Origin of the sequence: Pseudomonas sp. IT-P4, from assembly GCF_949767755.1 — a bacterium.
GTDB lineage: Bacteria > Pseudomonadota > Gammaproteobacteria > Pseudomonadales > Pseudomonadaceae > Aquipseudomonas > Aquipseudomonas monachiensis.
The window spans coordinates 301,054-322,540 of the sequence record NZ_CATKPX010000023.1 but is presented as its reverse complement, the minus strand read 5'-3'; the positions used below and the strand labels follow the sequence as shown (position 1 = coordinate 322,540).

The window sequence follows — 21,487 nt, the reverse complement described above, 5'->3', positions numbered from 1 at the left end:
GCGGCCATTTAGCCGCGCTCTTTCTTGCCGTCAAAGCAACACCCGAATCTCCTCCGGCAAAAACCGCACATACCGACTCGCCGGATGTGCGCTACACCGCTGCACAATCGAACGCACGCTGGCATTGAGCCTGGCGATCAGAGCCAGACGTTTCTCTTCCGGCAATTGCGTCGGTGAAAGCGAGTGGGTCAGGTAACTGCGAGTCCAGCTGAAAACCGGCAGGTCCACCCACGAGGAAGTGGCGATGTTCAACGATGCCCGTGCGATAGCACTGCATTTCAGCCGCTCCAATTCCTTGTTGACGTGGAAGGGATGATCTCTGTCCAGCCTGTACTCCATAGGTGCGACCACGATGATTTGTGCAGGCTGATCCTTGGTAATTGTCCACGGCTTGAATCGCCATTGGTTGACTGCGGCCAATGACGCCTCTTCGAGTTCGGGATGCGCACTTTGCGCAATCACGGCATTACTGACTGATCCATCGGCCTTCACAGTCATGCTGATACGCACCATGCCGGTGACACCCGCCCTATGCAGCGCCATTGGATAAACCGGCTTCGGATTATTCTCGGGTATCAGGAACACCTCCCCGGCCCTGACATCCAGGGACACCACCAACAACAGCACGCATACCCACCACCGCATGTCCCTCTCCCTTCGCCTGCAACGCCAGACCTGGCAACAGCACAAAGGTTAAGGCGCTGAGTCATTCGGCATAACGCCATGACTTCTGCTTTAAACGAAGGGCCTTTCCTAAAGACCTGCCCTATTTCAGGCACATCAAGCGCCTGCCAACCAAACAGGTAACGCTTCCTACAACGCCCCTCACTTACATCTGACCGACATGTTCATAAAGGAACGCGCGATATCCAACATTTCCGCTGTTTTGCCGATGAGAACCGGTGCTATTTTCGGTAACGAAACTGTAACATTCGTATCCGCAGTCAAAACAAGAAACCTGGAGCTCTTGAATGTTTGCTTTCTTTCGTCCTGCCGCACATCAGGCTCCATTGCCTGAAGAAAAAATAGACAGCACCTACCGACGCCTGCGCTGGCAGATTTTCGCCGGTATCTTCATCGGCTATGCCGGTTACTACCTGCTGCGCAAGAACTTCTCCCTGGCCATGCCGTACCTGATCGACGAGGGTTACTCCCGTGGTCAGTTGGGCCTGGCGATGTCTGCCATCGCGATTGCCTACGGCCTGTCGAAGTTTCTGATGGGCCTGGTGTCCGACCGTTCCAACCCGCGCTTCTTCCTGCCGTTCGGCCTATTGGTGTCGGCCGGAGTGATGTTCATTTTCGGTTTCGCACCCTGGGCGACGTCCAGCGTGACCATGATGTTCATTCTGCTGTTCATCAACGGCTGGGCGCAGGGCATGGGTTGGCCGCCGAGTGGTCGAACCATGGTGCACTGGTGGTCGCAGAAGGAACGTGGCGGCGTGGTGTCCGTATGGAACGTGGCGCATAACGTCGGTGGTGGCCTGATCGGCCCGTTGTTCCTGATCGGCATGGGCCTGTTCAATGACTGGCACGCCGCGTTCTACGTGCCGGCAGCCGTGGCGCTGGCAGTAGCGGTGTTTGCCTTTGTGACCATGCGCGACACCCCGCAATCGGTTGGCTTGCCCCCGATCGAGCAATACAAGAACGACTACCCGGAAGGCTACGACGCCAGCCACGAAGAGGAATTCAGCGCCAAGGAAATTTTCGTCAAATACGTGCTGCGCAACAAAATGCTCTGGTACATCGCCCTGGCCAACGTTTTTGTCTATCTGCTGCGTTACGGTGTGCTGGACTGGGCGCCGACCTACCTCAAGGAGGCCAAGGGCTTCACTGTGGATAAAACCTCGTGGGCGTACTTCTTCTACGAGTGGGCAGGTATCCCGGGCACGCTGCTGTGCGGCTGGATGTCGGACAAGATCTTCCGGGGCAACCGTGGCCTGACCGGCATGGTGTTCATGGCGCTGGTGACGGTTGCGACGCTGGTTTACTGGCTCAACCCTGCCGGTAATCCGATGGTCGACATGATCGCGCTGCTTTCCATCGGCTTCCTGATCTACGGCCCGGTAATGCTGATCGGCCTGCAGGCGCTGGAACTGGCACCGAAGAAAGCTGCCGGTACGGCGGCGGGCTTTACCGGTCTGTTCGGCTACTTGGGCGGTTCGGTCGCGGCCAGTGCAGCGATGGGCTACACCGTGGACCATTTCGGCTGGGACGGCGGCTTCGTGCTGCTGGTCGGCGCCTGCCTGCTGGCTATGGCCTTCCTGGCCCCGACGCTACGGCACAAACAAATCGCCAGTCAGGGCCGCGAAGCACTCGCTTGATCGGCCGTTGATTTACAGCGCTTGAGCCGCGCCTCCAGATTCCGGTCTGGCATGGCGTGGCTGCGCAGGGCGTGCGCGGTCTGCTCGACATAATCGCGAGTGGTGCCGTAGCGCCCGCAGGCGTTTTCGAACACATGGCTCAGCACATGGTCCGGCAGGTTGCCGGCATAGCTGGGCAGGTGTCGCTCCAGAACGAATCCCAATGCCTGAACCTGACTGCCATCTTCGAGACGGCAGTTGAGCCAGTGCGGGCGGTAGGAAGGGAAAGGCATCTCGCGCTGCCATAGTGCGTAGAGCGAGGCTTCGAGTTGCTCTTCGGGCAAGCGATAGGCGAAACCGCTGCAAGAACCGCCGCGATCCAGGCCAAACACCAGGCCAGGCATTTCCGGTGTGCCGCGATGTTCGTGGGACCACAGGTACAACCCGCGATGGTAGCCATGCACCCGGCCGCGAACCCGCTCAACCGCCGTGCACTCAGGGCGCCAGATCAGCGAACCATACGCAAACAACCAGACCGGCCCACCTTTGTGGCGCGCCATGGTCGATTGCATCGAGCCGAGCAGTTGTTCGTGCGTGAGCTGCGGCCCCAGATCGAGCCGCGGAGGGTAAGCCAGATTCAAAAAAGCAGATTCAATGGCGCTCATGGCGAATAGCGTTCAGCTCCCCGCGAGTGAAGAATTACTTAATAGAACGCACAGCTGTAACAATAAGGCACATAAGTTTTAAGGCAATTTGAATGCCATGGCACCGTACTTATTTAAATGCCTGTACGACATATAACCTACCGACATTTATAAAAGTTTATAAATGCCGATTGGCTATATATAGAGTTATAACGAAAGAGCGCGGCTCAAGACCGCGGCGCATACGCAAAAACGTCGGCGCGCATCTGGTGGGCGTCCATCCCCGCTTCCACCAGCGCATCCAGCGTGCCGTAGACCATGGCCGGAGAGCCGCTGGCGTACACGTGCAGCGGCTTGAGGTCAGGGAAGTCTTCACAGACCGCTTCATGCAACATGCCGCACCGCCCTCCCCAACCGCATTGATCGCTGACGACCTTGTGCAGGAACAGGTTGGGCAGCTTCAGCCATTCGTCCCAATGCTCGATTTGATAAAAATCTTCAGGACGACGCACGCCCCAATACAGATGCACCGGGTGCTTGAACCCCGAGGCCCGGCAATGCTCGATCAGACTGTGGATCTGGCCCATGCCGGTACCAGCGGCGATCAGCACGAGAGGACCGTCCGGCAACTCCTCCAGGTGAGTATCGCCAAACGGCAATTCGACCCGCACCATGCTGTTGCGCTGGAGCTGTTCGATCAGGCTCAGCGCACTGGATTCGCGCGCCAGTACGTGGATTTCCAGGTCGCGCCCCGCATGCGGGGCCGAGGCGAGGGAGAAGGCGGACTTTTCGCCGTTCTCGCGCTCGATCATCAAGTACTGGCCGGCGTGGTAGCGCGGTGGTTTACCGGCCGGAGCCCGCAGACGCACGCGCCAGGTGTCGCCGCCCACTTCCTTGCACTCAATGACCTGACACGACACGCTGCGCACCGGCAGTTCTCCCAGCGCGAGCACGCCATCCCACAGCACGATGCAGTCTTCCAGCGGCTCCGCTATGCAAGTGTAGAACTCGCCATGGTCGCGCACATCGCCGGTCTGCTCGACCCGGCCTTCCACCAGCAGCGCCGCGCACACATGGCAATTGCCGTTGCGGCAGCTTTGCGGGCATTCGTAGCCCAGACGTCGTGCGCCATCGAGAATCCGCTCGCCGGGCAATATCTCAAGCACTGCTCCGGAGGGCTGCAAGGTTACACGCATCAATCTATTCCTAACTGATTCCAGATGGCATCGATCCGCTGGGTCACGGCATCGTCCTTGACGATGACCCGGCCCCATTCGCGGGTAGTTTCGCCCGGCCATTTATGCGTGGCATCGAGGCCCATTTTCGACCCCAGGCCGGACACCGGCGAGGCAAAGTCCAGGTAGTCGATCGGCGTGTTGTCGATCATCACCGTGTCGCGCTTGGGATCCATGCGCGTGGTGATGGCCCAGACCACGTCGTTCCAGTCCCGGGCGTTGATATCGTCGTCGGTGACGATAACGAACTTGGTGTACATGAACTGTCGCAAAAACGACCAGACACCCAGCATTACCCGCTTGGCGTGGCCCGGATACGACTTCTTCATGGTCACGATGGCCATGCGGTACGAGCAGCCTTCGGGTGGCAGGTAGAAATCGGTAATCTCCGGGAACTGCTTCTGCAGGATCGGCACAAACACTTCGTTCAACGCCACGCCGAGGATCGCCGGCTCATCCGGCGGACGGCCGGTGTAGGTGCTGTGATAGATCGGCTTGATCCGATGGGTGATGCGCTCGACGGTGAACACCGGGAAGCTGTCGACTTCATTGTAGTAACCGGTGTGGTCGCCGTATGGGCCTTCATCGGCCATCTCGCCCGGATGGATTACGCCTTCGAGGATGATTTCGGCGGTGGCCGGCACTTGCAGGTCGTTACCGCGGCACTTCACCAGCTCAGTGCGGTTACCGCGCAACAGGCCGGCGAAGGCGTATTCGGAAAGGCTGTCGGGCACCGGGGTCACGGCACCGAGGATGGTCGCCGGGTCCGCACCCAGGGCCACGGAAACCGGGAACGGCTGGCCCGGGTGCTTCTCGCACCACTCGCGGTAATCCAGCGCGCCGCCACGGTGGCTCAGCCAGCGCATGATGACTTTGTTGCGACCAATCACCTGCTGACGATAAATGCCGAGGTTCTGGCGATCCTTGTTCGGGCCCTTGGTGACGGTCAGGCCCCAGGTGATCAGCGGGCCGACATCGCCCGGCCAGCAGGTCTGTACCGGCAGCATGGCCAGGTCGACGTCGTCGCCTTCGATGACCACTTCCTGGCACACCGCGTCCTTGACGACTTTCGGCGCCATCGAAATGATCTTGCGGAAGATCGGCAGCTTGGACCAGGCATCCTTCAAGCCTTTCGGCGGCTCGGGCTCCTTGAGGAACGCAAGCAGCTTGCCGATTTCGCGCAGCTCGCTGACCGACTCGGCACCCATGCCCATGGCGACCCGCTCGGGGGTGCCGAACAGGTTGCCGAGCACCGGGATGTCATAGCCTGTCGGCTTTTCGAACAACAGCGCCGGGCCTTTGGCACGCAGTGTGCGATCACACACCTCGGTCATCTCCAGCACTGGAGAGACGGGGATCTGGATGCGTTTCAACTCTCCGCGCTGCTCAAGCTGCTGCACGAAATCCCGAAGATCCTTGAATTTCATTTGATGATGGCACCCGAAAAATAGGCGTACATCCTACCTGCTCTGCTGGCCGCTGGCAGCTTATCGCTGCTTATCTGGATGCATTACCCCGGGTTTGCCCCGGCTGCAGACTGACAAACAGCGGTTCGAGGATCGGCGCCACGAACCGCGCACCGACTTCCGAGAGGTGATTGTCATCGGTGTACAACGAGTAGCCGCTGCGTTCGGCGCGGCACAGGCCGCTCGCGTCACACAGCCTTGGCGCCGGGTCCACCACCTGTACCGCCGGGTCTTGCGCCAGTTGTGCAAACAATTGACTGATGAATGCCTGGCGCTTGTGGTGCTCTGCGAGCGCCAGCCCGACATCGTCGACCGGGCGGTCCAGCATTGCCAGGCGGGTGAGGCGATACGGAGGGCTGAAGGCCTGCAACGGCACCTCTTTTACCAGCCAGACCCGATGCCCGCCTGCACGCAATTGCGCGACTCGTGCACGCAAGCCATCGGCCAGACGTTGTTCGGCGCTGGCGCGGTCGTAGTGCCCGTCAGCGCTTTTCAGTGCGTGGCCCAAGTCACCTTTGCCGTCGCCATAGAGGTACAGGCTCCAGTGCGCGACCAACACCACATCGCCGACAGCTTGCGGCATCAAGGCCTGTTCAACGCGCCGGTTGAACCGCGCACAACGCGCATCGTGCTCCAGGCCATCGACTGGCAAACAACCAGCAGAACTGGCGAGGATCACGTTGACGCCATGGGCCTTGGCACCCTCGTCGAAAACCGGAATCAACGCCGTGGCATGGCTATCGCCCCAGACAAGCGCTGGGGGCAGGCGATTTTGTGCGCCATAACGGCAGAACAACTTGTCATCCGGCGTCTTGTCATCGGCCAGGCAGGCCATCAGCTCCGGTCGCCATTCGCGAGCCTTGGCGTATTGCAAGGCCTGGTCAGACAGACGCCACGGCAAGCCGTCGGTCCAGCGCAAGGTCTGCCCGGCCAGGCCGAGCACCAGGACACCGCATGCGCTGGCGAGCAGGATCTGCCGGCGTCCGGCAAGCAGGCGACGCTCACGAAACGGGGTTTCGACAAATTTCCAGGACAGATAACCCAGCAACAGCGTCAGCAGAATCAACCCGGCACTGTCGAAAGCACTCGGCTCACCGACGCTGGCATAGCGGGAGAATACGAACACCGGCCAGTGCCACAGGTACCAGGAATAAGAAACCAGGCCGAGGCCGACCATTATCCGACTGCTCAAAAACTGACCAATCCAGGTTTCACGATGACCGTTGGCCAGAATCAGCAGCACCACACCCAGCACCGGCAACAACGCAGCAACGCCCGGGAATGGCGTGGCCTTGTCATAACCGAACACCGCCAGCAGGATCAGCACCATGCCCAGCAGGCTCAGCCACTGCGCCGCCATCGGCTTGAGACGCCACGCAGACTTGGGCGCGACCGCCAGCATCGCTCCGGCCAACAGCTCCCACGCACGCATCGGCAACAGGAAGAAGGCTTTTTCCGGATGATGGGCGACGGCCCACACGCTCAAGCCAAAGGACAGCAGCAATACGCCGAACAGCGTCAGTCGCCGATGCTTGAGACGGCTCGACAGCAGTGTCAGCAGCAACGGGAAGACGATGTAAAACTGCTCCTCCACGGCCAGCGACCAGGTGTGCAGCAGGGGTTTGAGATCGGAGGCGACATCGAAATAGCCGTCCTGGCGCATGAACAGGATGTTGGACACGAACATCACCTGGTAACGCACCGATCGCCCCAGCTCTTCGTAATCCTTCGGTGCCAGCAAAAACCAGCCGACCGCCAGCACCGCGATGATCATCGCGAACAACGCCGGCAAAATCCGCCGCGCACGCCGGGCCCAGAAATCGACAAAGCTGAATTGCCCGGCCTGGCGCTGATTCCAGATGATCGAGGTGATCAGGTAACCGGAAATCACGAAAAACACGTCCACGCCGACAAAGCCGCCGGTAAACCCCGGAACACCAAAATGAAACAGCACGACAGCGATCACCGCCACTGCGCGCAAGCCGTCGATATCCCGTCGATAAGCCAGTGAGCTCATAAACATTAAACCATTCAGGTCGTTGTTTTCAGCGCGCTTGGGCATCGTCCCCGGAGATGACTGCAAACGCGCCTGGTTGAATTGCCAAGTAACTGACCTTGGCCAATCAAAAACCTCTCATGGCCCGGGCAAAAAAGTGCGGGCAAAAAAAATGGCGCCCCACCGGGGCGCCATTCTCTTGAACTCAACGGGCGATGTTACTTGCGTTTCATCGACAGGAAGAATTCGTCGTTGGTCTTGGTCGTTTTCAGCTTGTCGACCAGGAACTCGATGGCAGCCACTTCATCCATCGGGTGCAGCAGCTTGCGCAGGATCCACATGCGCTGCAGCTCGTCGTCGGCAGTCAGCAACTCTTCGCGGCGGGTGCCGGAACGGTTGATGTTGATGGCCGGGAAGACGCGCTTTTCAGCGATACGGCGATCCAGCGGCAGTTCCATGTTGCCGGTGCCTTTGAATTCCTCGTAGATCACTTCGTCCATCTTCGAGCCGGTTTCAACCAGCGCGGTGGCGATGATGGTCAGCGAGCCGCCTTCTTCGATGTTCCGCGCGGCGCCGAAGAAACGTTTCGGTTTCTCCAGGGCGTGGGCATCGACACCACCGGTCAGTACCTTGCCGGAGCTCGGGATCACGGTGTTGTAGGCACGGGCCAGACGGGTGATGGAGTCGAGCAGGATCACCACGTCTTTCTTGTGCTCGACCAGGCGCTTGGCCTTCTCGATCACCATTTCGGCAACCTGCACGTGGCGGGTTGGCGGCTCGTCGAACGTCGAGGCAACCACTTCGCCGCGCACGGTGCGCTGCATTTCGGTCACTTCTTCCGGACGTTCATCGATCAGCAATACGATCAGATGAACTTCAGGGTTGTTACGTGCGATGTTCGCCGCGATGTTCTGCAGCATGATCGTCTTGCCGGCTTTCGGCGGTGCAACGATCAGGCCGCGCTGGCCTTTGCCGATCGGGGCGCACAGGTCGATGACACGACCGGTCAAGTCTTCGGTGGAGCCGTTACCGGCTTCCATCTTCATGCGCACGGTCGGGAACAGCGGGGTCAGGTTCTCGAAGAGAATCTTGTTCTTCGCGTTTTCCGGACGGTCGTAGTTGATCGTGTCGACCTTGAGCAGCGCGAAATAACGCTCGCCTTCCTTTGGAGGGCGGATCTTGCCAACGATGGTGTCACCGGTGCGCAAGTTGAAGCGACGGATCTGGCTCGGCGAGACGTAGATATCGTCTGGGCCGGCGAGATAGGAAGCGTCAGCGGAGCGCAGGAAGCCGAAGCCGTCCTGGAGAATCTCCAGCACGCCATCACCGGAGATTTCCTCACCGCTTTTCGCGTGCTTCTTGAGCAGGGAGAAAATCACGTCCTGCTTGCGCGAACGGGCCATATTTTCTATGCCCATCTGTTCGGCCAATTCGAGCAGTTCGGTAATCGGCTTTTGCTTGAGTTCAGTCAGATTCATATAGGAATGACGTAATCATTTATGGAGGGGGGAAATTAAGCTTTTGGCTTAATGAGGCCGCGCCGCAGAGAAGGCGACAGGATCGCGTACTTATTCGAAAAGGAGTGCGTCGGCGACGGCTAGCAGGGGGCAATGGAGAAACCAGTGCGGGGCCGAATGTACCACCTGAGTTTAGGAGCGTCTAGCCCTGAATACGCAAAAAGCCCCGCTATTTGCGGGGCTTTTTCAGGACACTTTGCAGCGACGCTTAGATGTTGGCGTCGAGGAAGGCAGCCAGTTGCGACTTCGACAGTGCGCCGACCTTGGTCGCTTCAACGTTGCCGTTCTTGAACAGCATCAGGGTCGGGATACCGCGCACGCCGTGCTTGGCCGGGGTTTCCTGGTTCTCGTCGATGTTCAGCTTGGCAACGGTCAGCTTGCCTTTGTAAGTCTCGGCAATTTCGTCCAGAACCGGAGCGATCATTTTGCAAGGGCCGCACCATTCAGCCCAGTAGTCGACCAGTACAGCGCCTTCGGCCTTGAGTACGTCGGCCTCGAAGCTAGCGTCGCTAACGTGTTTGATAAGATCGCTGCTCATGGAATTCTCCAGGTTGTAAGCAAAAAAACGTGGCCCATCATAGCGGTCCTTCCCTCGTTCAGGAAGGTGCAGATGATTGAGTCTCGCTATGGTGATTCATGAGTTTGGGTATAGCTCAGGTCATGAAGCGACGGGAGCGATGAACGCGATTCCGGTACGCAGCGCGGCATTGCGTACGTGCTCTTGCATAGCCTTTTGCGCGGCGCCAGACGCTCGACGGGCCAGCGCACGAAGGATTTTACGGTGTTCCTGCCAGGTTTCCATGGCACGTTCGACCCGGATGAACGGTAGCTTCTGACTCTCCAGGAAGATGTCGGCGCTGGCAGTCAGGATGCTCAGCATCGCCTGATTGCCGCTGGCCAGCAGGATGCGGCGGTGGAATTCGAAATCCAGGCGGGCCGCGGCTTCGAAGTCGCCGGACTTCAGTTCGTTACGCATGGCGGCGACATTCTCTTCCAGCGCATCCAGTTCGTCGGTGCTCAAGGTTACGGCCGCCAACCCCGCCGCAAACCCTTCCAGCGCATAGCGCAACTGGAAGATGTCCAGCGGCGCAGCCTGCGCCGCGAACGGCCAGCCCGGCGCTGCATCGCCACGCGGCAGCTCCACCGGCGACTGCACGAATACGCCTTTGCCCGGCTGGATGCTGATGACCCCCAGCGCACTCAGCGATGACAACGCCTCGCGCAGCGACGCCCGACTGACCCCCAGTTGCACCGCCAGGTCCCGTTGCGAAGGCAAGGCATCCCCCGGCCCGAAGCCCTGTTCGGTAATCAGTTTACGGATGGCTTGCAGCGCCACTTCAGGTACGGCGCGGGAGATCGAGTTCATGGTTTTCCAGACGAACCAGGCCAATGTGCGCTCAGTTGTAAAGCTATTCGAGACGCCCGGCAAGTCGTGCCCCATGGGGGTTCGGTGATTTTCACGGCTGCGCCATCGGGGTGCGAAACGCAACCCGACTGTTCAGACCAGTAAGACCGTACGACACCAGCAAAACCGCGCCCTGGCGCCCTCAAGACCCCATGTTGGCATGGCCCATGCTCTGTCGATCCGCAGAAATCACTTCTTGCCGATCCGGAGATTTGCCATGACCCAGCGTTACAGCGCCCTCCTCGCCGCCCTGTTTGCCAGCCTGATGCTGAACCAGGCACCCGCCCACGCCGACGGTCTGGAGGATGTGGTCAAGCGCGGCGTCCTCAAGGTGGCCGTGCCCCAGGACTTCCCGCCCTTCGGCTCGGTCGGCCCGGACATGAAACCCCGCGGCCTCGATATCGACACCGCGAAACTGCTGGCCGATCAGCTCAAGGTCAAGCTCGAACTGACCCCGGTCAACAGCACCAACCGCATCCCGTTCCTCACCACCGGCAAGGTCGACCTGGTGATCTCCAGCCTCGGCAAGAACCCGGAGCGCGAAAAAGTCATCGACTTCTCCCGTGCCTACGCACCGTTCTACCTCGCCGTGTTCGGTCCGCCAGACGCCGACATCAAGGGCCTGGACGATCTCAAGGGCAAAACCATCAGCGTCACCCGTGGTGCCATCGAAGACATCGAGCTGACCAAGGTCGCCCCCGAAGGCGTGGCCATCAAGCGTTTCGAAGACAACAACTCGACCATTGCCGCGTACCTGGCCGGGCAAGTCGACCTGATCGCCAGTGGCAACGTGGTGATGGTCGCGATCAGCGAGAAAAGCCCGAAACGCGTGCCGGCGCTGAAAGTGAAGCTCAAGGATTCGCCGGTCTACGTCGGCGTCAACAAGAACGAGCCGGCGCTGCTGGACAAGGTCAACCAGATCCTCGTGACCGCCAAGAGTGACGGCGCGCTGGAAAAGAACGCCCTGACCTGGCTGAAAGAGCCGTTGCCGGCCGATCTCTGATTCGGCGTGCTGGAGACGTTTTATGGCTTATCAGTTCGATTTCCTGCCGGTGGTGAACAACACCGACCTGTTGCTGCGCGGTGCGTTGTTCACCCTTGAGCTGACCGCCATCGGCGCTGTGCTCGGCGTGGGACTGGGCATCGTCGGGGCGCTGGTGCGGGCGTGGAACATTCGGCCTTTCGCGGGAATTTTCGCGGTCTACGTCGAGTTGATCCGCAACACGCCATTCCTGGTGCAGTTGTTTTTCATCTTCTTCGGCTTGCCGTCCCTGGGCGTGCAAATTTCCGAATGGCAGGCGGCGGTGCTGGCGATGGTCATCAACCTCGGCGCCTATTCCACCGAGATCATCCGCGCCGGCATCCAGGCGATCCCCCGGGGTCAGCTGGAAGCCGCGGCGGCACTGGCGATGACGCGCTTCGAGGCGTTCCGCCATGTGGTGCTGCTACCGGCCCTGGGCAAGGTCTGGCCGGCCCTGAGCAGCCAGATCATCATCGTCATGCTCGGCTCGGCGGTGTGTTCGCAGATTGCGACGGAGGAGCTGAGCTTCGCCGCCAACTTCATTCAATCGCGCAACTTCCGCGCCTTTGAAACCTATGCCCTGACTACCTTGCTCTATCTGTGCATGGCGCTGCTGATCCGCCAGTTGCTGAACTGGATAGGCCACCGCTTCATTGCAAGGAGCAGCCGATGAGCGACTTCACCTTCTGGGACATCGTGCGCAACCTGCTCATGGGACTGCAATGGACGCTGGCGCTGTCACTGGTGGCGTTCATTGGCGGCGGGCTGATTGGCTTGCTGATCATGGTCATGCGTATCTCGAAAAAATCCCTGCCGCGTAGTTTCGCCCGTACCTACATCGAACTGTTCCAGGGCACACCGCTATTGATGCAGCTGTTCCTGGTGTTTTTCGGCGTGGCATTGGCCGGGATAGAGATTTCGCCGTGGATGGCGGCGGCGATTGCACTGACGTTGTTCACCAGCGCTTATCTGGCGGAGATCTGGCGCGGTTGCGTCGATTCGATTCCAAACGGCCAATGGGAAGCCTCATCGAGTCTGGCGCTGACCCCTCTGGAGCAATTGCGCCATGTGATCCTGCCTCAGGCCCTGCGCATCGCCGTGGCGCCGACAGTGGGGTTTTCGGTGCAGGTGGTCAAAGGCACCGCCGTGACCTCGATCATCGGCTTCACCGAGTTGACCAAGACCGGCGGCATGCTCGCCAACGCCACCTTCGAACCCTTCATGGTCTACGGCCTCGTCGCCCTCGGCTATTTCCTGCTCTGCTACCCCTTGTCGCTCAGTGCGCGCTACCTGGAAAGGAGACTGCATGCCTCTGCTTAGAATTTCCGCCCTGCATAAATATTATGGCGATCACCATGTGCTCAAAGGCATCGACCTGAGCATCGAGGAAGGCCAGGTGGTGGCGATCATCGGTCGCAGCGGCTCGGGCAAGTCCACTTTGCTGCGCACCCTCAACGGCCTGGAGTCGATCAACGACGGCGTGATCGAAGTCGACGGCGAGTACCTCGACGCCGCCCGCGCCGACCTGCGCAGCCTGCGGCAGAAAGTCGGCATGGTGTTCCAGCAGTTCAACCTGTTCCCGCACCTGACCGTGGGTGAGAACGTCATGCTCGCGCCGCAAGTGGTGCAGAAAGTGCCGAAAGCCAAGGCCGCCGAATTGGCGCGGCAGATGCTGGAAAGGGTCGGGCTGGGGGAAAAGTTCGATGCCTTTCCTGATCGGCTGTCCGGTGGGCAGCAACAGCGGGTGGCGATTGCCCGGGCACTGGCGATGTCGCCGAAGGTTTTGCTGTGCGACGAAATCACCTCGGCGCTGGACCCGGAACTGGTCAATGAAGTGCTGAGCGTGGTCCGACAACTGGCCAGCGAAGGCATGACGCTTATCATGGTCACCCACGAAATGCGCTTCGCCCGGGAGGTTGGGGACAAGTTGGTGTTCATGCACCAGGGCAAGGTGCATGAGGTTGGGGATCCGAAACTACTGTTCGCCAACCCCCAGACGGCGGAACTGGCGAATTTCATCGGGACGGTGGAAGCAGCAGGCTGAAGGATATTGAATGCCTTTGAGGCCGCCTTCGCGGGCTTGCCCGCGAAGAGGCCATCTGCAACGCCACGAATGCCCCTGAGGTAAAAGATCGCAGCCTTCGACAGCTCCTACGCGTTGGCGCCAGCCTTTGATCGTGGCACGATGTCGAGGTTATCGACCGAGACCCCAGACCATGCCGCAATCCAAAGCCAAGAATCTGTCCCTGATCGCCGCAATCGACCTGGGCTCCAACAGTTTTCACATGGTCGTGGCCAAGGCCCAGAACGGCGAGATCCGTATTCTCGAGCGTCTCGGGGAGAAGGTTCAGCTGGCCGCCGGCATCGACGAAGAGCGCCATCTCAACGAAGAATCGATGCAGCGCGGGCTCGACTGCCTCAAGCGCTTCGCCCAACTGATCAGCGGCATGCCCACCGGCGCCGTGCGAATCGTGGGTACCAACGCCCTGCGTGAAGCCCGCAACCGCGCCGAATTCATCCGTCGCGCCGAAGAAATTCTCGGCCACCCGGTGGAAGTCATTTCCGGCCGTGAAGAAGCGCGCCTGATCTACCTCGGCGTGTCCCACACCCTCGCCGATACCCCCGGCAAGCGCCTGGTGGCCGACATCGGTGGCGGCAGTACCGAATTCATCATTGGCCAGCGCTTCGAGCCGCTGCTGCGCGAAAGCCTGCAGATGGGTTGCGTCAGCTACACCCAGCGCTATTTCAAGGACGGCAAGATCACTCCGGCCCGTTACGCCCAGGCGTACACTGCGGCGCGGCTGGAGATCATGAGCATCGAGCACGCCCTGCACCGCCTGACCTGGGATGAAGCCATCGGCTCCTCGGGCACCATCCGCGCCATCGGTCTGGCGTTGACGGCCGGCGGCCATGGTACCGGCGAGGTCAACGCCGAAGGCCTGGCCTGGCTCAAGCGCAAACTGATCAAGCTGGGCGACGTCGAAAAAATCGATTTTGAAGGCATCAAACCGGATCGCCGGGCGATCTTCCCGGCGGGCCTGGCGATCCTCGAAGCCATCTTCGACTCCCTCGAACTGCAACGCATGGACCACTGCGAAGGCGCCCTGCGCGAAGGCGTGCTCTATGACCTGCTGGGCCGTCATCATCACGAAGACGTGCGCGAACGTACGCTCACTTCGCTGATGGAGCGCTACCACGTCGATCAGGAACAGGCGGTACGGGTCGAGCGCAAGGCACTACATGCGTTCGACCAGGTGGCCGAGGATTGGGACCTGGAAGACGGCGTCTGGCGCGAACTGCTCGGCTGGGCGGCCAAGGTCCATGAGGTGGGCCTGGACATCGCTCACTACCAGTACCACAAGCACGGCGCCTACCTGATCGAGCACTCGGACCTCGCCGGGTTCTCCCGCGAAGACCAGTTGATGCTCGCACTGCTGGTACGCGGCCACCGACGCAACATTCCCAAGGACAAGTTCGCCGATTTCGGCGATGACGGCATCAAGCTGATTCGCCTGTGCGTGCTGCTGCGCTTTGCGATCCTGTTCCACCACATCCGTGGCACCCAGCAAATGCCCCAGGTGGAGCTGAACGCCCACGGCAATAGCCTCGAAGTGGTGTTCCCGGAGAACTGGCTGGACGAAAACCAGCTGACCCAGGCCGACTTCGAAATCGAAGCGCAATGGCTGACCCGCGTCGACATCGTGTTGACCGCTCGCTGAAATTGAAAAAGGCCTTCTTCGGAAGGCCTTTTTTGTGCCGCTCCCACAGGTTCCGAGTTAACGAACCGCCAGGATCGGACTGCCCAAACGCTCCAGCAACGTCGCCTGGGCGCTGCGCGGGTTCTGGTTGCCGGTCGGTGTGTTACGGATGTAACGACCGTCCGACTGCAGGCTCCAACTGTGGGTGTTATCGGTCAGATACAACTCCAGCTCTTTCTTGACCCGCATGATCAGCTTCTTGCCCTCCACCGGGAAGCAAGTCTCGACGCGCTTGTCGAGGTTGCGTTCCATCCAGTCGGCACTGGACAGGAACATCTGCTCGTCGCCACCGTTGAGGAAATAGAAGACCCGGGTGTGCTCCAGGAAGCGGCCGATGATCGAGCGCACATGGATGTTGTGGGAAACCCCGGCGATGCCCGGCCGCAGGCAGCACATGCCACGCACCACCAGATCGATGCGCACGCCTGACTGGCTGGCCTTGTACAGCGCGCGGATGATCTTCGGATCGGTCAGCGAGTTGAACTTGGCAATGATGTGCGCCGGTTTGCCGTCGAGGGCGAACTGGGTTTCCCGGGCAATCATGTCGAGCATGCCCTTCTTCAGGGTGAACGGCGCGTGCAGCAGTTTCTTCATGCGCAGCGTCTTACCCATGCCGATCAACTGGCTGAACAGTTTGCCGACGTCTTCGCACAAGGCGTCGTCGGAGGTCAGCAGGCTGTAGTCGGTATACAGGCGGGCGTTGCCGGCGTGGTAGTTACCGGTGCCGAGGTGCGCGTAACGCACGATTTCACCGGCCTCGCGCCGCAAAATCAGCATCATCTTGGCGTGGGTCTTGAAGCCGACCACGCCGTAGATCACCACCGCACCGGCCGCTTGCAGACGGCTGGCCAGTTGCAGGTTGGATTCCTCGTCGAACCGCGCACGCAATTCGATCACCGCCGTGACTTCCTTGCCGTTACGCGCAGCATCCACCAGCGCATCGACGATTTCCGAGTTGGCGCCGGAGCGGTACAGGGTCTGGCGCACCGCCAGAACGTGTGGGTCCTTGGCGGCCTGGCGCAGCAGGTCGACTACCGGGGTGAACGACTCGAACGGGTGCAGCAGCAGGATGTCCTGCTTGCTGATCACACTGAAAATGTTCTCGCTGTTCTGCAACAGTTTCGGAATCTGCGGGGTGAACGGCAGGTATTGCAGCTCGCGCTGGCTGTCCAGGCCAGTGATGCTGAACAGTCGCGTCAGGTTCACCGGACCGTTGACCTGATACAACTCCGACTCGCTCAGGTTGAATTGCTTGAGCAGGTAATCGGACAGGTGCTTCGGGCAGGTGTCGGCCACTTCCAGACGCACCGCATCGCCATAGCGACGGGAGAACAGTTCGCCGCGCAAGGCGCGGGCCAGGTCTTCGACGTCTTCGGAGTCCAGCGCCAGGTCGGCGTTACGGGTCAGGCGGAACTGGTAGCAACCCTTGACCTTCATGCCCTGGAACAGGTCATCGGCGTGAGCGTGGATCATCGACGACAGGAATACATAGTTGTCGCCAGCGCCGCCAACTTCTTCCGGCACCTTGATGATGCGCGGCAGCAGGCGTGGCGCCGGGATGATCGCCAGGCCGGAATCGCGGCCAAAGGCATCGATGCCTTCGAGTTCGACAATGAAGTTCAGGCTCTTGTTCACCAGCAACGGGAACGGGTGCGTCGGGTCGAGGCCGATCGGGGTGATGATCGGTGCGATCTCGTCACGGAAATAGCGGCGGACCCAGGTCTTGAGCTTGGTCGTCCAGTTACGGCGACGGATGAAGCGGACCTGATGTTTTTCCAGTTCCGGCAACAGAATGTCGTTGAGGATCGCGTACTGGCGATCGACGTGACCGTGGACCAGTTCGCTGATGCGCGCCAGCGCCTGATGCGGTTGCAGACCATCGGCGCCGGCCTGTTCACGGGCGAAGGTGATCTGCTTCTTGAGGCCGGCGACCCGAATTTCGAAGAACTCGTCCAGGTTGCTGGAGAAGATCAACAGAAACTTCAGCCGCTCCAGCAATGGATAGGACTCGTCCAGCGCCTGCTCCAGCACGCGGATGTTGAACTGCAGTTGCGAGAGCTCGCGGTGGATGTACAGGCTGCTGTCATCCAGGCCGGGAATGGCCAGCGCTGGCGCTGGCGCTGTCACGGCGGTTTCGACGACCGCCGCGGGCGGAGCTGGCTCCAGCTCCGGCGGGGTCTCGTCGACTTGCTCCACCACAGGTTGAGCGTCTTTTACGGCAACTTCAGTGAGTACTTCGGTATTCATCGAATGTTCCTGGGAGGGCTATTTTTGCTCTCGTAACAATTGAGCGGCACGAACGGCAAAGTACGTCAGGATGCCATCAGCCCCTGCACGTTTGAAAGCGGTCAAGGACTCGAGGATAACCCCTTCGCTCAACCAGCCATTCTGGATCGCCGCCATGTGCATGGCGTATTCGCCGCTGACTTGATAAACAAACGTCGGCACTTTGAATTCTTCTTTTACCCGGCACAGGATGTCCAGGTACGGCATGCCCGGCTTGACCATGACCATGTCTGCACCTTCTGACAAGTCCGCCGCCACTTCGTGCAAGGCTTCGTTGCTGTTGGCCGGGTCCATCTGATAGGAGGCCTTGTTGGCCTTGCCCAGGTTCAGCGCCGAACCGACCGCATCGCGGAACGGGCCGTAATAGGCACTGGCGTACTTGGCCGAGTAGGCCATGATCCGCACGTTGACGTGACCGGCCACTTCGAGGGCTTCGCGGATCGCCTGGATGCGACCGTCCATCATGTCCGATGGCGCCACGACCTGAGCGCCGGCTTCGGCGTGGGACAGGGCTTGCCTGACCAGTGCGTCGACGGTGATGTCGTTCTGCACGTAGCCTTCTTCATCAAGAATGCCGTCCTGGCCGTGGGTGGTGAACGGGTCCAGGGCAACGTCGGTGATCACGCCCAGCTCAGGGAATCGCGCACGCAGCGCACGGGTCGCGCGCTGGGCGATGCCTTCGGGGTTCCACGCTTCGGCGGCGTCCAGGGACTTGAGTTCCGCGGGTGTCACCGGGAACAGCGCCAGCGCCGCAATCCCCAGCTCGACCCACTTGGCCGCTTCTTCCAGCAACAGGTCGATGGTCAGGCGTTCGACGCCCGGCATCGAAGCCACCGCTTCGCGACGGTTTTCACCGTCCAGTACGAACACCGGCAGGATCAGGTCATCGACGGTCAGGACGTTTTCACGCACCAGGCGACGCGAAAAGTCGTCACGACGATTGCGGCGCAGGCGGGTTGCGGGGAACAAACGGTTGGCGGGGGTAAAGCTCACGGCAGACTCCTGAGCCCGCAGACGTGCGAGCGTGACAGTTATAAGCGGCCATTATGACGAACGCGTGACAGTTATGTGCACGCTGCGACAGGTAGCCGCATTCCATTGTCGTTGTAGGAAATGTTCACGTCGAGACACATTTGGACACTTTCCTGAATGTGCCCGAAGGGTTAGGCTGCGCGTTCATTTCGCCAGCACCCAGACAATGCTCCAACAATTTCTGCATGACTTCGGCTACTTTGCCCTTTTTCTAGGCACGTTCTTCGAAGGCGAAACCATCCTGGTACTCGCGGGCTTCCTCGCGTTCCGTGGATACATGGACATCAACCTGGTGGTGGTCGTGGCCTTCTTCGGCAGCTATGCCGGCGACCAGCTGTGGTATTTCCTGGGGCGCAAGCACGGCCGCAAACTGCTGGCGCGCAAACCGCGCTGGCAGATGATGGGTGACCGGGCGCTGGAACACATTCGCAAGCACCCGGACATCTGGGTGCTGAGCTTCCGCTTCGTCTACGGTTTGCGCACGGTCATGCCGGTGGCCATCGGGCTGTCAGGTTATCCGCCGGGCCGTTACCTGCTGCTCAACGGCATTGGCGCAGCGATCTGGGCCACAGCCCTGGCGGCCGCCGCATACCATTTCGGCGCCGTGCTCGAAGGCATGCTCGGCAGTGTGAAGAAGTACGAGCTATGGGTACTCGGTGCGCTGCTGGTCCTGGGCTTCGTGCTGTGGCTGCGTCGGCGCTTCAAGAATGCCCGCCTGGCCAAGCAGGTCTACGCCGACGAACAAGCCCTGAAAGCTGTGCGAACCAACACCGAAGGCCCTACGACGCCAACCGAGTGATGCGGCTCCTGCAACAGTAGAGACCGACGCCGCTCAACAGGCTGTAACTGAGCAGGCCGACCCAGCCCAGCGCGCTGGCCGGCCACAGCCCCACCATCGGGGCCAGCCATGCCAATGGCAGATTCGACGCCAGCCGCACCAGTTCCAGCTTCAACGCCCACGGGCGATTCTCCAGGGCCACGCCCAGCACAAACAGACCGAACGCCACCGTTCCCCAGCCCGACACCAGGGCGGCGACTGGCAGCTTCGACTCAAGATTCATCAGGTAACTGCCCAGCGCGATGTAGATGCAGAACTGCAAGAGGACGTAGAGCTGCTGACGCCCGTCCAGTGCTACCTCGAATTTGCGAAACTGGCTCAGGTCCGGCTTGTTCATCGGGTATCTGGCCGCCACGTCCGCCGGGCGCCAGCCGGTGCGCATGAACCAGATCCGCAGCTTGTCCCAGGTGCTTTCGGCACGCCGCGCATCGGCCCACAACTGCGCGTAGAACTGCACGTTCGCCCACACGGGGTTCCAGCTCGCCAGCGGCGTGGTCACGCCGAAGATCACCGGCTCGTTTTCGTCTTCTTCCTGGAACGAACCGAACAGACGGTCCCAAATAATGAACACACCGCCGTAGTTGCGATCCATGTAGAGAGCGTTCTGTGCATGGTGGGCCCGATGATTGGACGGTGTGACAAAGAACCATTCGAACCAGCCAATCTTGGGAATGTGCCGGGTGTGCACCCAGAACTGGTACAGCAGGTTCAGCGCCGCGACGCTGACGAACACCAGCAGCGGCACGCCGGACACCGCCATCGGCAGATAGAAGATCCAGCCCAGCAGGAAGCCGGTACTGGTCTGGCGCAACGCCGTGGACAGGTTGTAGTCCTCGCTCTGGTGATGCACCGAATGGGCGGCCCAGAGGATGTTGCGCTCGTGGCCCATGCGGTGCAGCCAGTAGTAGCAGAAATCGTAGAAGACAAAGGCAAACACCCAGGTCCAGGCGCTGTCGGCCGACAGCTCGAACAGTGCCAGGTGCTTGAGGGCAAACCCATAGGTCACCAGCCCCACCCCCTTGGTCAACAGACCCGTGGTGGTCGACAGCACGCCGGTGCTGATGCTGTTGATCGCGTCCGCCACCCGATAATTGCTCACCCCGCGCCAACGGTCGGCCAGCAGCTCGGCAGCGATCAGCACAAAGAAAAATGGCACCGCATACAGAATGAAGTCCATGACGCGCCCTGATCGGAATCTTGAGGACAGATGCTATGTGCAGCCGTGAATTAACCCTATGGCAACGCAGGACAAATTAGTGGACATTTAACGCCATGAATCTGGAGAAAAGCCCATGAGCAAAAAAGTTGCAGTGATCCTTTCCGGTTGTGGCGTGTACGACGGCGCCGAGCTCCACGAGAGCGTCATCACCCTGCTGCGCCTGGACCAGCGCGGTGCCCAGGTGCAGTGTTTCGCACCGAACATCGCGCAGTTGCATGTGATCAACCACCTGACCGGCGAAGAAATGCCCGAATCGCGCAACGTGCTGGTGGAATCGGCGCGGATTGCCCGGGGCAACATCAAGGATATCCGTGACGCGAACGTCGATGAGTTCGATGCGCTGATCGTGCCCGGCGGCTTCGGCTCGGCCAAGAACCTGTCCAACTTCGCCATCGAAGGCGCCGGCTGCAGCGTTCAACCGGATGTCCTGGCACTGACCGAAGCCTTTGCCGAGGCTGGTAAACCGGTGGGGTTGATGTGCATCTCCCCTGCCCTGGCGGCAAAGATCTACGGCCCTGGCGTCACCTGCACCATAGGCAACGACACCGACACGGCAGCTGCGATGAACAAGATGGGCGCGACCCATACCGATTGCGCGGTCAGTGACATCGTCGAGGACAAGGCACGTAAACTGGTGAGCACCCCGGCGTACATGCTGGCGCAATCGATCAGTGAGGTGGCATCGGGGATCAACAAGCTGGTGGACCGGGTACTGGAACTGACCCACGAAAACGATGCGTAAAAACAAGATCAAAAGATCGCAGCCTGCG

Annotated in this window: 19 protein-coding genes; 8 read left to right on the top strand and 11 right to left on the bottom strand. The window is 60.4% G+C overall.

What is annotated here, in order from left to right:
• Positions 1 to 30 precede the first annotated feature (30 nt).
• On the bottom strand, positions 31 to 645 hold the full coding sequence (locus ACM6IT_RS08030; protein ID WP_414913514.1) for an energy transducer TonB: 615 nt from the start codon (positions 643 to 645) through the stop codon (positions 31 to 33).
• A 326-nt stretch (positions 646 to 971) separates the two neighbouring features.
• Here ACM6IT_RS08030 and glpT point away from each other — a divergent pair, with 326 nt between their 5' ends.
• Positions 972 to 2,321: a glycerol-3-phosphate transporter gene (glpT, locus tag ACM6IT_RS08025; RefSeq protein WP_008048696.1), complete on the top strand. Its 1,350-nt coding sequence runs from the start codon at positions 972 to 974 to the stop codon at positions 2,319 to 2,321.
• Here glpT and ACM6IT_RS08020 read toward each other — a convergent pair.
• The 7 genes from ACM6IT_RS08020 to ACM6IT_RS07990 form a co-directional block, all read right to left on the bottom strand.
• Positions 2,297 to 2,965, bottom strand: a complete 669-nt coding sequence (locus tag ACM6IT_RS08020; RefSeq protein WP_056726388.1) for a gamma-glutamylcyclotransferase — start codon at positions 2,963 to 2,965, stop codon at positions 2,297 to 2,299. The genes glpT and ACM6IT_RS08020 overlap by 25 nt on opposite strands.
• A 206-nt stretch (positions 2,966 to 3,171) precedes the next feature.
• Positions 3,172 to 4,140: a CDP-6-deoxy-delta-3,4-glucoseen reductase gene (locus ACM6IT_RS08015; RefSeq protein ID WP_414913515.1), complete on the bottom strand. Its 969-nt coding sequence runs from the start codon at positions 4,138 to 4,140 to the stop codon at positions 3,172 to 3,174.
• Entirely contained in the window at positions 4,140 to 5,606 is a 1,467-nt protein-coding gene (gene ubiD / locus ACM6IT_RS08010; RefSeq protein ID WP_056726386.1) for a 4-hydroxy-3-polyprenylbenzoate decarboxylase, read from the bottom strand. Before ubiD ends, ACM6IT_RS08015 begins: the two co-directional genes overlap by 1 nt.
• A 70-nt stretch (positions 5,607 to 5,676) precedes the next feature.
• On the bottom strand, positions 5,677 to 7,662 hold the full coding sequence (locus ACM6IT_RS08005; protein WP_414917787.1) for an acyltransferase family protein: 1,986 nt from the start codon (positions 7,660 to 7,662) through the stop codon (positions 5,677 to 5,679).
• A gap of 197 nt (positions 7,663 to 7,859) precedes the next feature.
• Positions 7,860 to 9,119 (bottom strand): transcription termination factor Rho, encoded by a 1,260-nt coding sequence (rho, locus tag ACM6IT_RS08000; protein ID WP_046039047.1) that lies wholly within the window; start codon positions 9,117 to 9,119, stop codon positions 7,860 to 7,862.
• 247 nt (positions 9,120 to 9,366) lie between these two features.
• Positions 9,367 to 9,696 carry a thioredoxin TrxA gene (trxA, locus tag ACM6IT_RS07995; RefSeq protein ID WP_003206727.1) on the bottom strand — a complete coding sequence of 110 codons (330 nt, stop codon included), beginning with the start codon at positions 9,694 to 9,696 and terminating at the stop codon, positions 9,367 to 9,369.
• Positions 9,697 to 9,816: 120 nt separating this feature from the next.
• A complete protein-coding gene (locus ACM6IT_RS07990) occupies positions 9,817 to 10,524 on the bottom strand; it encodes a FadR/GntR family transcriptional regulator (RefSeq protein WP_414917786.1) in 708 nt (235 codons plus the stop codon).
• A gap of 256 nt (positions 10,525 to 10,780) precedes the next feature.
• On the opposite strand from ACM6IT_RS07990, the gene ACM6IT_RS07985 reads away from it, so the two are divergent.
• The 5 genes from ACM6IT_RS07985 to ppx all read left to right on the top strand — a co-directional run bounded on the left by ACM6IT_RS07985 (position 10,781) and on the right by ppx (position 15,303).
• The gene (locus tag ACM6IT_RS07985) at positions 10,781 to 11,566 is read left to right on the top strand and encodes a transporter substrate-binding domain-containing protein (protein WP_056726385.1); all 786 of its coding nucleotides are present in this window, start codon (positions 10,781 to 10,783) and stop codon (positions 11,564 to 11,566) included.
• A gap of 22 nt (positions 11,567 to 11,588) precedes the next feature.
• Positions 11,589 to 12,257, top strand: coding sequence for an amino acid ABC transporter permease (locus ACM6IT_RS07980; RefSeq protein ID WP_046039042.1), 669 nt, complete (start codon positions 11,589 to 11,591; stop codon positions 12,255 to 12,257).
• Positions 12,254 to 12,904 carry an amino acid ABC transporter permease gene (locus tag ACM6IT_RS07975; RefSeq protein ID WP_056726384.1) on the top strand — a complete coding sequence of 217 codons (651 nt, stop codon included), beginning with the start codon at positions 12,254 to 12,256 and terminating at the stop codon, positions 12,902 to 12,904. The genes ACM6IT_RS07980 and ACM6IT_RS07975 overlap by 4 nt, the downstream gene beginning before the upstream one ends.
• Positions 12,891 to 13,628: an amino acid ABC transporter ATP-binding protein gene (locus ACM6IT_RS07970; protein ID WP_414913519.1), complete on the top strand. Its 738-nt coding sequence runs from the start codon at positions 12,891 to 12,893 to the stop codon at positions 13,626 to 13,628. Before ACM6IT_RS07975 ends, ACM6IT_RS07970 begins: the two co-directional genes overlap by 14 nt.
• A gap of 172 nt (positions 13,629 to 13,800) precedes the next feature.
• A complete protein-coding gene (gene ppx, locus ACM6IT_RS07965) occupies positions 13,801 to 15,303 on the top strand; it encodes an exopolyphosphatase (RefSeq protein WP_414917785.1) in 1,503 nt (500 codons plus the stop codon).
• A 57-nt stretch (positions 15,304 to 15,360) separates the two neighbouring features.
• Here ppx and ppk1 read toward each other — a convergent pair whose 3' ends face one another.
• Positions 15,361 to 17,589: a polyphosphate kinase 1 gene (gene ppk1, locus ACM6IT_RS07960; RefSeq protein ID WP_056726381.1), complete on the bottom strand. Its 2,229-nt coding sequence runs from the start codon at positions 17,587 to 17,589 to the stop codon at positions 15,361 to 15,363.
• Between the two features lie 18 nt (positions 17,590 to 17,607).
• Entirely contained in the window at positions 17,608 to 18,621 is a 1,014-nt protein-coding gene (gene hemB / locus ACM6IT_RS07955) for a porphobilinogen synthase (RefSeq protein ID WP_056726380.1), read from the bottom strand.
• A 205-nt stretch (positions 18,622 to 18,826) separates the two neighbouring features.
• Between hemB and ACM6IT_RS07950 the strand changes: the two genes are divergently transcribed.
• Positions 18,827 to 19,459 carry a DedA family protein gene (locus ACM6IT_RS07950; protein WP_414913521.1) on the top strand — a complete coding sequence of 211 codons (633 nt, stop codon included), beginning with the start codon at positions 18,827 to 18,829 and terminating at the stop codon, positions 19,457 to 19,459.
• Here ACM6IT_RS07950 and ACM6IT_RS07945 read toward each other — a convergent pair.
• Positions 19,440 to 20,675 carry a sterol desaturase family protein gene (locus ACM6IT_RS07945; protein ID WP_414913522.1) on the bottom strand — a complete coding sequence of 412 codons (1,236 nt, stop codon included), beginning with the start codon at positions 20,673 to 20,675 and terminating at the stop codon, positions 19,440 to 19,442. The genes ACM6IT_RS07950 and ACM6IT_RS07945 overlap by 20 nt on opposite strands.
• Positions 20,676 to 20,790: 115 nt before the next feature.
• On the opposite strand from ACM6IT_RS07945, the gene elbB reads away from it, so the two are divergent.
• Entirely contained in the window at positions 20,791 to 21,459 is a 669-nt protein-coding gene (elbB, locus tag ACM6IT_RS07940) for an isoprenoid biosynthesis glyoxalase ElbB (RefSeq protein ID WP_414913523.1), read from the top strand.
• The last annotated feature ends 28 nt before the right edge of the window (positions 21,460 to 21,487 follow it).

What these genes read in the sequence shown, in the direction of transcription:
- ACM6IT_RS08030 (WP_414913514.1), bottom strand. Translation starts at nt 645, where the DNA reads ATGCGGTGGTGGGTATGCGTGCTGTTGTTGGTGGTGTCCCTGGATGTC.
- glpT (WP_008048696.1), top strand. Translation starts at nt 972, where the DNA reads ATGTTTGCTTTCTTTCGTCCTGCCGCACATCAGGCTCCATTGCCTGAA.
- ACM6IT_RS08020 (WP_056726388.1), bottom strand. Translation starts at nt 2,965, where the DNA reads ATGAGCGCCATTGAATCTGCTTTTTTGAATCTGGCTTACCCTCCGCGG.
- ACM6IT_RS08015 (WP_414913515.1), bottom strand. Translation starts at nt 4,140, where the DNA reads ATGCGTGTAACCTTGCAGCCCTCCGGAGCAGTGCTTGAGATATTGCCC.
- ubiD (WP_056726386.1), bottom strand. Translation starts at nt 5,606, where the DNA reads ATGAAATTCAAGGATCTTCGGGATTTCGTGCAGCAGCTTGAGCAGCGC.
- ACM6IT_RS08005 (WP_414917787.1), bottom strand. Translation starts at nt 7,662, where the DNA reads ATGAGCTCACTGGCTTATCGACGGGATATCGACGGCTTGCGCGCAGTG.
- rho (WP_046039047.1), bottom strand. Translation starts at nt 9,119, where the DNA reads ATGAATCTGACTGAACTCAAGCAAAAGCCGATTACCGAACTGCTCGAA.
- trxA (WP_003206727.1), bottom strand. Translation starts at nt 9,696, where the DNA reads ATGAGCAGCGATCTTATCAAACACGTTAGCGACGCTAGCTTCGAGGCC.
- ACM6IT_RS07990 (WP_414917786.1), bottom strand. Translation starts at nt 10,524, where the DNA reads ATGAACTCGATCTCCCGCGCCGTACCTGAAGTGGCGCTGCAAGCCATC.
- ACM6IT_RS07985 (WP_056726385.1), top strand. Translation starts at nt 10,781, where the DNA reads ATGACCCAGCGTTACAGCGCCCTCCTCGCCGCCCTGTTTGCCAGCCTG.
- ACM6IT_RS07980 (WP_046039042.1), top strand. Translation starts at nt 11,589, where the DNA reads ATGGCTTATCAGTTCGATTTCCTGCCGGTGGTGAACAACACCGACCTG.
- ACM6IT_RS07975 (WP_056726384.1), top strand. Translation starts at nt 12,254, where the DNA reads ATGAGCGACTTCACCTTCTGGGACATCGTGCGCAACCTGCTCATGGGA.
- ACM6IT_RS07970 (WP_414913519.1), top strand. Translation starts at nt 12,891, where the DNA reads ATGCCTCTGCTTAGAATTTCCGCCCTGCATAAATATTATGGCGATCAC.
- ppx (WP_414917785.1), top strand. Translation starts at nt 13,801, where the DNA reads ATGCCGCAATCCAAAGCCAAGAATCTGTCCCTGATCGCCGCAATCGAC.
- ppk1 (WP_056726381.1), bottom strand. Translation starts at nt 17,589, where the DNA reads ATGAATACCGAAGTACTCACTGAAGTTGCCGTAAAAGACGCTCAACCT.
- ACM6IT_RS07950 (WP_414913521.1), top strand. Translation starts at nt 18,827, where the DNA reads ATGCTCCAACAATTTCTGCATGACTTCGGCTACTTTGCCCTTTTTCTA.
- ACM6IT_RS07945 (WP_414913522.1), bottom strand. Translation starts at nt 20,675, where the DNA reads ATGGACTTCATTCTGTATGCGGTGCCATTTTTCTTTGTGCTGATCGCT.
- elbB (WP_414913523.1), top strand. Translation starts at nt 20,791, where the DNA reads ATGAGCAAAAAAGTTGCAGTGATCCTTTCCGGTTGTGGCGTGTACGAC.